12 protein-coding genes and 1 tRNA gene are annotated in these 12,605 nt (G+C 61.8%); 12 read left to right on the top strand and 1 reads right to left on the bottom strand.

From position 1 onward, the window contains the following. The first annotated feature begins 103 nt into the window (after window positions 1-103). The 6 genes from Q1X90_RS01170 to prmC all read left to right on the top strand — a co-directional run bounded on the left by Q1X90_RS01170 (window position 104) and on the right by prmC (window position 4,979). Entirely contained in the window at window positions 104-1,333 is a 1,230-nt protein-coding gene (locus Q1X90_RS01170) for an ROK family protein (RefSeq protein WP_300765831.1), read from the top strand. A 151-nt stretch (window positions 1,334-1,484) separates the two neighbouring features. Next, window positions 1,485-2,219, top strand: coding sequence for an ECF transporter S component (locus Q1X90_RS01175; RefSeq protein WP_300765832.1), 735 nt, complete (start codon window positions 1,485-1,487; stop codon window positions 2,217-2,219). Between the two features lie 101 nt (window positions 2,220-2,320). After that, a tRNA-Ile gene (locus Q1X90_RS01180) sits at window positions 2,321-2,394 on the top strand. Window positions 2,395-2,602: 208 nt separating this feature from the next. Further along, the gene (rpmE, locus tag Q1X90_RS01185; RefSeq protein ID WP_026647570.1) at window positions 2,603-2,815 is read left to right on the top strand and encodes a 50S ribosomal protein L31; all 213 of its coding nucleotides are present in this window, start codon (window positions 2,603-2,605) and stop codon (window positions 2,813-2,815) included. 156 nt (window positions 2,816-2,971) lie between these two features. Beyond that, entirely contained in the window at window positions 2,972-4,060 is a 1,089-nt protein-coding gene (gene prfA, locus Q1X90_RS01190; RefSeq protein WP_300765833.1) for a peptide chain release factor 1, read from the top strand. Between the two features lie 10 nt (window positions 4,061-4,070). Then, window positions 4,071-4,979, top strand: coding sequence for a peptide chain release factor N(5)-glutamine methyltransferase (prmC, locus tag Q1X90_RS01195; RefSeq protein WP_300765834.1), 909 nt, complete (start codon window positions 4,071-4,073; stop codon window positions 4,977-4,979). Between the two features lie 28 nt (window positions 4,980-5,007). Here the strand turns inward: prmC and Q1X90_RS01200 are convergent, their stop codons facing one another. Continuing rightward, window positions 5,008-5,673, bottom strand: a complete 666-nt coding sequence (locus Q1X90_RS01200; protein ID WP_300765835.1) for a sugar O-acetyltransferase — start codon at window positions 5,671-5,673, stop codon at window positions 5,008-5,010. Window positions 5,674-5,802: 129 nt separating this feature from the next. On the opposite strand from Q1X90_RS01200, the gene Q1X90_RS01205 reads away from it, so the two are divergent. From Q1X90_RS01205 to Q1X90_RS01230, 6 genes are all read left to right on the top strand, one after another. Continuing rightward, window positions 5,803-6,462: an L-threonylcarbamoyladenylate synthase gene (locus Q1X90_RS01205; protein WP_300765836.1), complete on the top strand. Its 660-nt coding sequence runs from the start codon at window positions 5,803-5,805 to the stop codon at window positions 6,460-6,462. Further along, a complete protein-coding gene (locus Q1X90_RS01210) occupies window positions 6,459-7,718 on the top strand; it encodes an MraY family glycosyltransferase (protein ID WP_300765837.1) in 1,260 nt (419 codons plus the stop codon). The genes Q1X90_RS01205 and Q1X90_RS01210 overlap by 4 nt, the downstream gene beginning before the upstream one ends. A gap of 48 nt (window positions 7,719-7,766) precedes the next feature. Further along, the gene (gene guaB, locus Q1X90_RS01215; protein ID WP_300765838.1) at window positions 7,767-9,314 is read left to right on the top strand and encodes an IMP dehydrogenase; all 1,548 of its coding nucleotides are present in this window, start codon (window positions 7,767-7,769) and stop codon (window positions 9,312-9,314) included. A gap of 94 nt (window positions 9,315-9,408) precedes the next feature. Beyond that, window positions 9,409-10,116 (top strand): oligoribonuclease, encoded by a 708-nt coding sequence (gene orn, locus Q1X90_RS01220; protein ID WP_300765839.1) that lies wholly within the window; start codon window positions 9,409-9,411, stop codon window positions 10,114-10,116. A 94-nt stretch (window positions 10,117-10,210) separates the two neighbouring features. Next, a complete protein-coding gene (locus Q1X90_RS01225; protein ID WP_300765840.1) occupies window positions 10,211-11,101 on the top strand; it encodes a Cof-type HAD-IIB family hydrolase in 891 nt (296 codons plus the stop codon). Continuing rightward, entirely contained in the window at window positions 11,098-12,495 is a 1,398-nt protein-coding gene (locus tag Q1X90_RS01230) for a PIF1 family DEAD/DEAH box helicase (RefSeq protein WP_300765841.1), read from the top strand. The genes Q1X90_RS01225 and Q1X90_RS01230 overlap by 4 nt, the downstream gene beginning before the upstream one ends. Window positions 12,496-12,605: the final 110 nt, after the last annotated feature.

The following is a 12,605-nucleotide window of genomic DNA, read 5'->3' on the forward strand; positions in this document are numbered from 1 at the left end:
ATTATGGTTGGACTGCGCGGATCGGGGGTTGTGTCCCGCGGGCGTGCGGGGGAACGGGGAATCTGCGGTCACATTGTTTGACGGGGAAAACGGAGCGTGTCGCATGACGAAGTTAAGAAGCATCAACCAGGACGACCTGCGTAACCATAATCTTTCCGTGGTGATGGACACACTCCTCAGGTCGACGTCCTTTCTCAGCCGTGCCGAGCTTGCCAAGGCCACTGGATTGACGAAGGCAACGATGTCGCTTCTCGTTCCATTGCTGATCGACGGAGGAGTCGTCAAGGAGGGGGAGCCGTCGTCGCTTCCCTCCAATGGGAGGCCCAGCACCCCCCTGATGTTGGCGGGGGGAAGACTCTGCGGCATCGGCATGCAGGTCAACACCGACGGGTTCGGATGCATGGCTCTTGACATCAACGGCGACAAGGTGGGCGAGGAATGGGAGTCCCAGCCCATGTCCTCGGTCGACCCGGGGGACATATTTTCCAGGCTCGATTCGATGCTTGCGTCGCTGCAGGGCACGCTTGACGACAGGGGATACCAGGTGACCGGTTCGGGACTTGCCCTTCCGGGGCTCGTAACGGATGATGGCCGTCTGATGGCCGCGAGGAATTTGGGGTGGGAGAGGTTGGACCTGGATGAGTTCCCGGTGGTGAGGCGGCTTTCCCCCAAGGCGGGCAATGAGGCGAACTTCGCGGCGTTGGCGCAGATTCCGGGTTACGCGACGCGGCGGACGAGCGGGGGCATCGTGGGCCCCACGGATTCCTTCATCTACATATCCACCGATGTCGGCATCGGCGGAGCTCTGGTCCGTGACGGTCATGTCGTCTACGGAGACCATGGATTCGCTGGGGAGCTGGGCCATGTATCCGTCGACATTGACGGTCCTTTGTGCCACTGTGGCAGGCATGGATGCCTCGAGACGTATGCGGGAAGAAAAGCGCTTGTGAAGTCCGCGGGAATCGCGTCGGGGGACCAGTCGGCGAGGATCGAGGCGGTGGACGAGCTGATCAAACGGTGGAACGCAGGTGACGAGGCCTCCATGACCACGGTGGACATGGCTGTTGAGGCGATGGCCTCCGTTGTCGCATCCGCGGTTAACATTTTGGATGTGGATACGGTCGTTCTCGGCGGAATATGGGAGAAGTTCGGGGGAGGGCTGGCCCGGCGCATCGAGGACAGATCGCGGACGCAGGTTCTGGGATATCCGGAATCCCAGGTTCACGTCCTTCTTCCCGACAGGACCATGCGTCCCGCATTATGGGGCGCAGCCGAGATCGGATTAAGGGCTTTCATCGACAACCCATTGGAGTACCTCACGGCAAGGAGCTAATGCCTCCTGCCGCGCAATGGGCCACGCAGGGTTGATGGACGCTGATACAGTGGCGCGTGGCGTCTCCGCCCGTGGACCGCGCAGGTCAAGGGGCGTCGTTGGGGGGCATCCCCATCATCGCTGTGCGCGGCCACTTGGCGTAAGGAGCGCTATGTTCAAGCATGCCCTTATGAAGGCATCCGCCGATCGTCCACAACTTTCCCCATCCTTTCGGGCCGCGTCCCTGCCCGGTTCCGCAGGATCCAGTCCGGAGCGGGTTCCCGAGCCCAATGCTCCGCGATCGGTCTCCGGCGCCGACCTTCGATGGCGCACCGTCGACATCGCGGTGGCCGCCGCGCTCGGAGTGGCGTGTGGCCTGGTCTTCTGGGGATTCAATTACGTGTATGTGGTCATCGCCCCGATTCTTCGTGACCTTCTTCCTGGCTTCGCCAGCATCCTTCACGCATTGTGGTACTTTTCCGGGCCACTGGCGCTGTTGATCATCCGCAAGCCGGGGGCCGCAGTGTTCGTTAACGTCGTCGGATCGCTCACAGAGATGGTTCTGGGCAACCCCTATCCCGTGTCCTCGGTTATTCTTTCCGCGCTCCTCCAGGGTCTGGCCTCGGAGATTCCCTTCGCTGTGACTCGATACCGCCGTTTCTCGCCCGCCATGTCGGTGGCGTCGGGAGCGTTGACGGCTTTCGAATATGGGGTGTATCTCATCGTCACGATGTATCAGGGGAGGTCGATGGCTTATATGACCATCCATATGATCAGCGAGATGGTTGGCGGAATCCTGATCGCCGGAGTGATGGGCTGGTGGCTGTATGTGGCCATCGCGCGCACCGGGGCGCTGTACCGTTTCGCGTCGGGGCGTGAGGTGTCGGGCGACGTGGACCAGTCCTGATTGCGCCGGTTGCTTCCGTGTCGTGCTGGTATGGGGTGTTGCTAGAGGGGTGTTGCTAGACTAGTGCCGTTGTCGATTGGCGGTGCCATCCGTCGCGGCATGGGGCCCTAGCTCAGTCGGTTAGAGCAGCGGACTCATAATCCGTCGGTCCAGGGTTCAAGCCCCTGGGGCCCCACTCAGAAACCCTTGGAATCATTGAGGTTCCAAGGGTTGCTTCTTTTCCTGTGGGACATGGTCGGACATGCCGGGCGTGTAATGGGTTTATCCCCATGGCTCACCGTCCACGCGGAGTCCACGGACGTGTCTACAATTGCCAAGGTTCCGGTTCACGCCTGCCACAGGGGCAAGGCGACCCGGGTCCCCCGAACCCCGAGGAGTATCCAATGAAGCAGGGCATCCATCCCGATTATCATGCCGTGCAGGTCACATGCTCATGCGGCAACACCTTCGTGACGCGTTCCACCGCGCAGGGTGACCACATGACCGTCGACGTGTGCGCCAAGTGCCACCCCTTCTACACCGGCAAGCAGAAGATTCTTGACACCGGTGGCCGTGTCGCTCGTTTCGAGCGTCGCTACGGCAAGAAGAGCAAGTAGCTTTCTCGACGCCAGTCCCATGCCTCCGGCCATTCATCGCCGTGCGGGGACTGGCGTCATCGTATGTGGACCAGTGTTATGGACCGGTGACGTCGTCGGACATGCTTCGTCGACGTATGTTTGGCGGACGTGTGTCCGCGTGGAAGGGATGTGAGGATGGCGGAAGCGGATTTTCCGGCGGCGCTTACGGCGGTCGAGGAGTATGAGGCTCTGGAGGCGCGCATGAGCCAGCCTGACATCGCGTCGGACCCGAACGCGATGCGCAAATTGGGTAGACGCCATGCGGAGTTGGGATCCATCGTCTCCGCCTATCGTCGCTATCGGGCGTTGGAGGATGACTGCGAGGCGGCCCGGGAGATGGCATCCGAGGACGAGGATTTCGCCCAGGAGGCGCGTGACCTCGAGCCTCAGGTGGAGGCGGCCCGGGAGAAGCTGCGGACGGCGCTTATCCCGCGTGATCCGGATGACGCGCGTGACGTCATCATGGAGATCAAGGCCGGAACGGGAGGCGAGGAGGCCGCCCTCTTCGCCGGCGACCTCCTGCGGATGTACGGACGGTACGCGGAGAAGCGCGGCTGGTCGGTCAGCGTGCAAAGCGAGAACAGAACCGAACTGGGCGGGGTCAAGGACATCCAGGTCGCCATCAGAGCCAAGGGGTCGCCGACACCGCAGGAAGGCGTGTGGGCCAGCCTCAAATACGAAGGCGGCGTCCATCGCGTCCAACGCATACCGGTGACCGAGTCGCAGGGCCGCATCCAGACCTCGGCCGCCGGAGTAATCGTCTTCCCCGAAGCGGATGACGATGATGATGAGATCACCATAGATCCCAAGGACCTCAAAATCGACATCTTCATGAGCTCCGGACCTGGTGGACAGTCGGTGAACACGACGTATTCCGCCGTGCGCATGACGCATATCCCTACGGGAATAGTTGTGAGCATGCAGGATGAGAAGTCCCAGATCCAGAATCGCGCGGCGGCGCTGAGGGTGCTCAAATCCCGCCTGCTCGCGATGAAACATGAGGAGGAGGCGGCCCAGGCCGCGGATATGAGGCATTCCCAGGTCCGTTCGCTGGACAGATCCGAACGGATCCGCACATACAACTTCCCCGAGAACAGAATCGTCGACCATCGCACGAACTACAAGGCATACAACCTCGATCAGGTTCTTGACGGCGACCTGCAGGCCGTCATCGACAGCGACATCCAGGCGGACGAGGCCGAGCGCCTCTCCTCCCAGAAATAGCGGCGACGGCATGGCCATCGACGTCGACGGGCTGGTTCGCCGAGGCTCCGCCATCTTGAAAGAGGCGGGGGTCGACTCGCCGGACCATGACGCGTCCGTTCTTCTGGCGCATTCGTGTGGTCTTGGGAAGGGTGATGTGGATCGTGCGCGGCTTATCGGCGAGACGGTCGATTCCCTCGTGGACTCCCCGCGGGACGCTCTTTGTGCGTATCGTGCCTTGATCGAAAGGCGGGCCGCCCGTGAGCCGTTGCAGACGATCATTGGATACACGCGATTTCGCGGGTTGACCGTCCGCGTGGGCCCGGGAGTGTTCATTCCACGCCCAGAGACCGAGCTTGTGGTGCAGGAGGCCATCGACTGGCTCGTGGATCGACGTATCGAATCGCCGCGGGTCGTCGACCTATGCGCGGGCAGCGGCGCGATAGGGCTGTCAATGGTTTCGGAGGTGGCGAACGCCCAGGTGTGGGCGGTCGAACTGTCCACGGAGGCATTGGCGTGGGCCACAAGGAACAGTACACAACTCATCGGGGCAAGACCCGATATCGCAGGGGCCTATCATCTTGTCGCCGCGGACGCGACGGCGTCGTCCACCTTGAGGGAGCTGGACGGGACTGTCGACGTGGTGGTCACGAATCCCCCCTACGTTCCCGACGGCCGCGTCCCCGAGCAGCCCGAGGTCAGAGACCATGATCCGAGTATGGCCCTGTATGGACGATCCCGCGATGGCACCGCAGTGCCCAGGCTTATCATCGAACGGTCATGCTCGCTTCTGCGGCCGGGAGGTCTTCTCGTGATGGAGCACGACATCACGCAAGGCGGTCTTCTCGCCGCCCATGCCGAGGCGCATGGGTTTGGGCACGTTCGCACGATGCCGGATTGGACGCATCGGCCACGTGCGCTCGTGGCCGTAAAGGGATAGACGTAAAAGGGCCAACGTCATTGAAGAACTAGGCGTAATTCTGGAAGCACGCGGCATCATGGTTGTCGATGGACCTTGACACCCGGGCGGGATTCCCCACGGCCACGCTGTTGTCGGGAATGTTGCGAGTCACGACGGCCCCGGCCCCGATCACGCAGCCCGCGCCGATCGTCACCCCGCCCAGTATCGTCGCGCAACCGCCTATCCAGCAATGTGGCCCGATCGTGATCGGAAGCGCGTACTCATAGTTGTGCAGGTGACCGTCCGGCGATGTCCGGGCATCACGGTCCTGCCACCTCATAGGATGCATGGCGGTGAGGATGCTCGTGTTCGGGCCGATCATGACATCGTCGCCGATCGTCACCTCCGCGCAGTCGAGAATGGTGAGATTGTAGTTCGCGTACACGCGTTCGCCCAGTGACGTGTTGACGCCGTAATCCACATGGAGCGGGCCGGTGATGTCAAGGTCCGCGCCGTGCCCGGGAAAAAGAGATGAGAGTATATCCCCGCGCTCGCGGGCGCGGATCCGTGGTGTGGAGTTCAGCCGCTCGCATAGGTCGGCCGCCCTCGCGCGCATGTCGCATAGCCGTGGATCGGAGGAATCGTACAGGTGTCCCGACGTCATCAGGGATAGGTTGTCGCAGGCCGTCCCGTCCGGTTCGTAGGGGGATATGGCTGATGTGGTGTATGACATTCCGGGAGGACTTCCTGTGTAATGTGGTGGATGTGATTGCCGCGCAAGTCGTGGTGCAATGGTCCAATGAGGGGTTGACGAGGCGACGATGAGACGAGCGGCGACGAAAGCGCGCGGTCAGGAGGATCGATGAGCACGGTGTTGACCATTGACGACGTTTCCCTGCGCGCGGCTAGGGAGATCGTGGATCGGGGGGGCGTCATCGTGGTTCCGACCGACACGGTCTATGGAATAGCCTGCGATCCCTTCAACGAGGAGGCCGTCGAACGCATTTATGAGGTGAAAAGACGACCGCGTTCCAAGGCCCTTCAGATTCTCGTTCCTTCAGTGGAATCGTTGGAATCCTTGGGACTTGTCCTTCCTCCCGCTCTCAGGCGGTTGTCCGCGGCCCTTCTTCCCGGCCCATTCTCGCCCATCGCAGTGGCCGATGAGGGATGTTCGCTCGTCACCGTGCGCCATGAGGCTGATGGATCTTTTTCTCAAGCCATTCGCGTCCCCGATTCGGACGTCTCCCGCTCCGTCCTGATGGAGATCGGAGCCCTGGCTGCGTCAAGCGCCAACCGGTCGGGCGGCCGCAGCCCGCAAAGCGTTGAGGAGGCGGTGGATGCCCTAGGTGACGACGTCGATCTCTATCTCGACGGCGGCCCCACGTCCAGCCATGTCGCCAGCACGGTGGTGGCGGCCGATTCCGGATCCTCCAGCGGAGTGTCCGTCATTCGCGAAGGCGTGATACCTGCGGCGGAGATCCTGAGGATTCTGCATGCCGACGGCGGAGGCCTCGTCGCGTGAGGGTCTACATCTTCCTAGCGGCCATCGCCGGGGCGTTCACATGGATGTCCACTCCGTTGATCAGGCATCTTGCGATACGGCTTGGAGCGGTCGGTGAGGTTCGGGCGAGGGACGTCCATACGGTTCCCACGCCCCGCATGGGTGGGGTGGCCATGCTTCTGGGCTTCGCCGCCGCGATGCTTGTCGCCAGGGGTGTGCCATTCACGAGAGGGCTTCTCAGTGATGGCCATCAGGCGTGGGTTGTGGTCGCGGGGGCTGTGCTGATCTGTCTTCTTGGCGTCGCCGATGATCTGTGGGACCTTGATTGGATGCTCAAGCTCGCCGGCCAGCTGCTCATATCCGTTTTCGTCTCCTGGGGAGGCCTTCAGATCATCTCGCTTCCTTTGGGATCATTGGTCACGGCCTCTCCGAGCCTGTCCATGGCAATAACGGCGTTTCTGATCGTGGCGTCCATCAACGCCGTCAACTTCGTCGATGGGCTTGATGGCCTCGCGGCCGGAATCGTGGCGATAGGAGGTGTGGCGTTCGGCGGATACTCGTATATCCTGTCACGTTCCTCGCCCAGCTACGCGTCGCTGGCGACCCTCATCGACGTCGCCATGGTGGGGGTCTGTGTGGGATTCCTTCTGCATAATTGGCATCCCGCCAAGCTGTTCATGGGCGATTCGGGGTCCATGCTTCTTGGATATCTCATCACCTGCGCGTCGATTATCCTCACGGGCCACATCGATCCCGCCTCGGTGCACAGTAGCATCTATTTGCCGGTTTTCATGCCGGTGCTTCTGCCGATTCTCGTCCTTTTCCTCCCCGTGCTGGACATGTGTCTGGCGATAGTGCGCCGCTTGAGCAAAGGCCAGTCGCCCATGCATCCCGACCGCATGCATCTTCACCACAGAATGCTGCGCATCGGCCACTCCGTGCAGGGGGCGGTTCTCATCCTGTGGGGGTGGGCCGCTCTCATAGCCTTCGGGTCCATCACGATTCTTGTCATACCGGCGATTCAGGTTCTTGTGGGGATGCTGGTGGCGGCCGCGGCGCTCGCAGTGGCGACCATGCTGCCATATCTGCGCAGAAGACTTCCCGAGATAAAGGAGGAGAACATCGCGATCAGATCCGCGGGGCGACATTCGTCGGGGCACTGCTCGGCGCAGGAAGAGGGGCCGCTTCCGACCGGTCACGTTGTCCCTTCCCGGCATGACGCTGACGCCGACGGCGATGGCCGTCACGACGATGAAGGAAACGGGGTCGAGCGCTAAGCTCCCAGCCGAGTGTCGCACGTCACCACACGCTCATATAGTGAGCCTATGGCTACAAATCCTAATATTGATGCTCAATCGTCGTATGCTCCGGTGCCCCCAATCTTCGCCAAGCTTGGGCTCGCCTATGACGATGTCCTCCTTCTTCCCAACGAGACGGATGTCATTCCGTCCGAAGTCGACACCACCACGCATCTGACCCGCGAGATAACCATGAAGGTTCCGGCGATCTCCGCTGCCATGGACACCGTCACCGAGTCGGATATGGCGATAGCCATGGCGAGGAATGGCGGCATCGGCGTGCTCCACCGCAATCTGTCCATCGACGACCAGGCCGCGCAGGTCGACATCGTGAAGCGCAGCGAGTCGGGCATGATCACCGATCCATTGACGGTGAACCCCGACGTCAGCCTCACCGATCTCGACAAGCTGTGTGGGCGTTTTCACATCTCGGGGCTGCCCGTCGTCGACAAGGCCAACAGACTGGTCGGAATCATCACGAACCGCGACATGCGCTTCATCGCTTCCGAGGACTACGACCGCCTCAAGGTGTCGGATGTCATGACGAAGGATGGTCTGATCACCGGTCCGTCGGACATCTCCCGTGAGGATGCCCATCGTCTTCTGGCGCGCCACAAGGTCGAGAAGCTTCCTCTGGTCGATGGCGAGGGTCATCTGACCGGACTGATTACGGTCAAGGATTTCGTGAAGACCGAACAGTATCCGGATGCGACGAAGGACGGACAGGGACGTCTGCGCGTGGCGGCCGGCGTCGGATTCCTCGGCGACGCGTGGCAGCGTGCCTCGGCTTTGATGGAGGCGGGCGTGGATGCTCTCGTCGTCGACACGGCGAACGGCGAGGCGCGTCTCGCGTTGGACATGATACGTCGTCTGAAGGCCGATCCCGCGTTCCGTGATGTCCAGATCATCGGGGGCAACGTGGCCACGCGCCAAGGCGCGCAGGCCATGATTGACGCCGGTGTCGACGCGGTTAAGATCGGCGTGGGCCCCGGATCGATCTGCACCACACGCGTTGTCGCGGGGGTGGGAGTGCCCCAGCTCACCGCCGTGTACGACGCTGCGCAGGCATGCAAGGCGGCCGGTGTCCCGTGCATAGCCGATGGCGGAATCCACTATTCGGGTGACATCGCCAAGGCCATCGTTGCGGGAGCGGACTGCGTCATGCTCGGTGGAGCGCTTGCAGGCTGCGAGGAGGCTCCTGGAGAGAAGGTTCTTCTGCGCGGAAAGCAATACAAGCTCTATCGGGGAATGGGGTCGTTGGGGGCCATGGCGCCCCGCGGCAAGAAGTCCTACTCGAAGGACCGTTATTTCCAGGCCGATGTGACCAGCAACGACAAGGTGGTTCCGGAAGGCGTCGAGGGGGAGGTTCCCTACCGTGGCCCGCTCAACGCCGTCCTTTACCAGTTGATCGGTGGCCTGCACCAGTCGATGTTCTATGTGGGTGCGCATACGGTTCCGGAGCTCAAGGAACGCGGCCGCTTCATCAGAATCACCGACGCCGGCCTGCGTGAATCCCATCCGCATGACATCGTCATGACAGCCGAGGCGCCCAACTATTCGGGATTCCACAACTGATACCACTCCTGCTTGTTGTGTGTCTCCGCGTCGCCGACGTCAGGGCGGCGCGGTAGTCTCGTATGTTCGTTGTTGGCGAGGAAAGGCGGCCGTGATGGCTGAGACGAAAGAGGATCCGACATTCACCCCGGAGGAGTCGAGGCTGATATGGATCGATTGCGAGATGACCGGCTTGGACATCTTCCGTGACGAGCTGTGCGAGGTGTCCGTCGTTCCCACGGATTTCAATCTCACGGTTCTCGACAAGGGCATCGATCTGGTGATACGCCCGTCCGATGCCGCGGTGGCCAATATGAACGATTTCGTCCGGAACATGCACACGTCGTCGGGCCTTGTCGCCGAATGGGAGTCCGAAGGGCTCTCCTTGGCGCAGGCCCAGCGTCAGGTGATCGACTATGTGTCGCGTTTCCTCCCACGTGAGGGCAGGGCCCATCTGGCCGGAAACTCGGTGGGATCCGACAAGAAGTTCCTCGACAGATACATGCCCGACCTTATGTCACGCCTGCACTACCGGGTTATCGACGTGAGCACGTTGAAGGAGCTCTCTCGCCGCTGGTATCCGGATGTCTATCGGAACAAGCCCGCGAAGCATGGCGGCCATCGTGCCCTCGCCGACATCATCGAGTCAATCGACGAGCTGCGGTACTACCGCGATATGATGTTCGTCCCCGCTCCCGGTCCCGATGACCAGCGGACTCGTGAGGGGGCCGCGAGGGTTGAATCCACAAGCCTTCTGCGCTCCTATGAGAACGAGGGCAATCCGGTTGAGGATGTCAACCATCCGCAGAAGGCCGATTACTGATCGGCGACGTTCCGCGTGGAGAGCGTGCGGCCGTTCATGAGGATGTCCGTATGAGCCTGACGGGCATGGATCATACGATGGAGAGGCGGTGGCCATGGCCCGAGATTGGACCTCGATACCTTGGGGTGGAGCCGATCTGAAACTTGTCGTCGCCGACATGGACGGCACACTTCTTGATGTCGATGGACGGGTTCCCGAGTCTTTCTGGTCCGTTCTCGACCTTATGCGCCGGCGGGGCGTGTGTTTCGTCCCCGCCAGCGGGCGGCAGTATGCGACGTTGCGCGCCATGTTCGGGGCTCATAATCCCGGAGGGTCGTACATAGCCGAGAACGGGAACCTCGTCGTCGCGGACGGCTCCGTTGTGTCGGTGACCGGGATGGATCGAGAGGATGTCCGCCACATGGTCGATGCCGGCGAGGAGGCGTGCCGCTCGGGACGCCGGGACATCGCGGTGGTTCTGTGCTGTCCTGATTGCGCCTATGTGTCCCGCGACGATCCGAAGGTCATCGAGGAGGCGTCGAAATACTATGCGAATCTTCGGGTGGTCCGCGACCTCGCCTCCGTGCGGGAGACGGTGATCAAGGTAGCGGTGGTGGATTTCGCCAACGCTCAGGATACCGCTGATCAGGTTTTCGCGGGATTCCGCGGCAGCCATCAGGTTGTGGTCTCAGGCTTGCATTGGGTCGACATCATGGATCACGAAACCGACAAGCGGCGGGGAGTGCTGGCATTGCGTCAGGCGCTCGGAGTCGCTGCCTCGCAGACCGCGGTGTTTGGCGATTACCTCAATGATCTGGAGATGCTCTCCGCGGGCGAGTGGTCGTTCGCAATGGCCAACGCGCATAGGGACTTGCTTATCAAAGCGCGGTTCGTGGCGCCATCGAATGCCGATAATGGCGTGGTTCGGGTTCTACGACGCCTTCTCGGCATTTCCTCGGAAGGCGCCGGTGCGCCCGTAGATCCTGAGAGGGAGGCGGGGGAGTGAGACAATCCGAGGCTTTGCGCATTCTTCACGAGGGATGCTCCGTTTTTCTCACCGGCGCTCCGGGCTCGGGGAAAACCTATGTCCTCAACAGATTCGTGGCCGCCGCGAGGGAATCCGGCGCGCATGTGGCCGTCACCGCGTCGACGGGCATCGCCGCCACCCATATCAATGGCCGCACCATCCACTCATGGAGCGGGGTCGGCGTGTCCACCGTTTTGACGGATTCGCTGTTGCGAACGATCCGCTCCCGTCGGCGTCGGAAGATTCAGGAGGCGGACGTGCTCGTCATCGACGAGGTGTCGATGATGCAGGCATGGCTTTTCGATATGGTCGACCGCGTGTGCCGGTCCCTGCGGAACAGGCCTGAACCCTTTGGTGGGCTGCAGGTCGTGCTTTCCGGCGATTTCTTCCAGCTTCCTCCCGTCTCCCGCGCCACGGCTCGGGGGGCCGAGGCCATGTCGAATGCCGCGAGGGCGTCGTATGATGCGAGGGGCAGGGACCCGGACGGATTCATCACGCAATCCCGCGTCTGGGACGAGCTGTCTCCCGTGGTGTGCTATCTGGACGAGCAGCATCGACAGGATGACGGGCGTCTTCTGGGCGTTCTCACCGACATCCGCGGAGGTCTCGTCGATGACGGCGATCGTGACGCTTTGGCGGGCAGAGTGGGGGTGTCTCCCGAGGATGACGCCCCGACGGTCCATCTGTTCCCCATGAACAGACAGGCCGACTCTCTCAATGCGACGAGATTGGCCATGATCGACTCCGCGGAACGCGGTTTCGACTCGCAGAAAACCGGCCCCGCCGATCTTGTCCGCCAGCTATCGCGCAACATGCTCGCCCCTGAGCATCTTTCGCTGAAGAAGGGTGCCGCGGTTATGGCCCTGCGCAATGACGCCGATGGACAGTACGTCAATGGATCCATTGGCACGGTTCGCGGCTTCGCCTCGACGAACGACGGAGGATGGCCGGTCGTCCATTTCGACAACGGCAACGTCTGCACCATGAAGCCCGCCTCGTGGGAGATGATGGACGGCGACAGTGTTCTCGCATCGGTCAAGCAGGTTCCCCTGCGTTGCGCTTGGGCCATCACGATCCATAAATCCCAGGGCATGACATTGGACACGGCCGTTATGGATTTGCGCAGGTCCTTCGCGCCGGGCATGGGGTATGTCGCGCTGTCGAGGGTCGAATCCATGGATGGTCTGTTCCTTGAGGGGATATCGGAAAGAGCCTTCGCGGTGTCGCCGGCCGCAGTCGATCTTGATGGGGATCTCCGTGCCCGGTCGGAGGATGCCGTCGCCGCCTTGAATGAGGGGAATCTGCGAAGCTTCATGGGGTCGTCCGGAGCGGTTGAGGATCAGGACGAGTTCATGCAAAGCGAGCTGTTCTAGGATTTTCCGTTCGCCTTCCGTCTGGCTGCCATTCTGCGCTCGTCCGCGTGAGGTTGTGCCATCCCCAGCGCCGTCGTCCCGCGCGTTGTCCCCTCGCGCGCATAATTTGG

The organism is uncultured Bifidobacterium sp. (assembly GCF_949292005.1).
Classification (GTDB): domain Bacteria; phylum Actinomycetota; class Actinomycetes; order Actinomycetales; family Bifidobacteriaceae; genus Bifidobacterium.

Excerpts from the sequence above, each read along its gene's own strand:
- guaB (WP_300765838.1), top strand. The coding sequence starts at position 7,767 with ATGGCTACAAATCCTAATATTGATGCTCAATCGTCGTATGCTCCGGTG.
- prmC (WP_300765834.1), top strand. The coding sequence starts at position 4,071 with ATGGCCATCGACGTCGACGGGCTGGTTCGCCGAGGCTCCGCCATCTTG.
- orn (WP_300765839.1), top strand. The coding sequence starts at position 9,409 with ATGGCTGAGACGAAAGAGGATCCGACATTCACCCCGGAGGAGTCGAGG.
- Q1X90_RS01175 (WP_300765832.1), top strand. The coding sequence starts at position 1,485 with ATGTTCAAGCATGCCCTTATGAAGGCATCCGCCGATCGTCCACAACTT.
- rpmE (WP_026647570.1), top strand. The coding sequence starts at position 2,603 with ATGAAGCAGGGCATCCATCCCGATTATCATGCCGTGCAGGTCACATGC.
- Q1X90_RS01200 (WP_300765835.1), bottom strand. The coding sequence starts at position 5,673 with ATGTCATACACCACATCAGCCATATCCCCCTACGAACCGGACGGGACG.
- prfA (WP_300765833.1), top strand. The coding sequence starts at position 2,972 with ATGGCGGAAGCGGATTTTCCGGCGGCGCTTACGGCGGTCGAGGAGTAT.
- Q1X90_RS01205 (WP_300765836.1), top strand. The coding sequence starts at position 5,803 with ATGAGCACGGTGTTGACCATTGACGACGTTTCCCTGCGCGCGGCTAGG.
- Q1X90_RS01225 (WP_300765840.1), top strand. The coding sequence starts at position 10,211 with ATGGCCCGAGATTGGACCTCGATACCTTGGGGTGGAGCCGATCTGAAA.
- Q1X90_RS01170 (WP_300765831.1), top strand. The coding sequence starts at position 104 with ATGACGAAGTTAAGAAGCATCAACCAGGACGACCTGCGTAACCATAAT.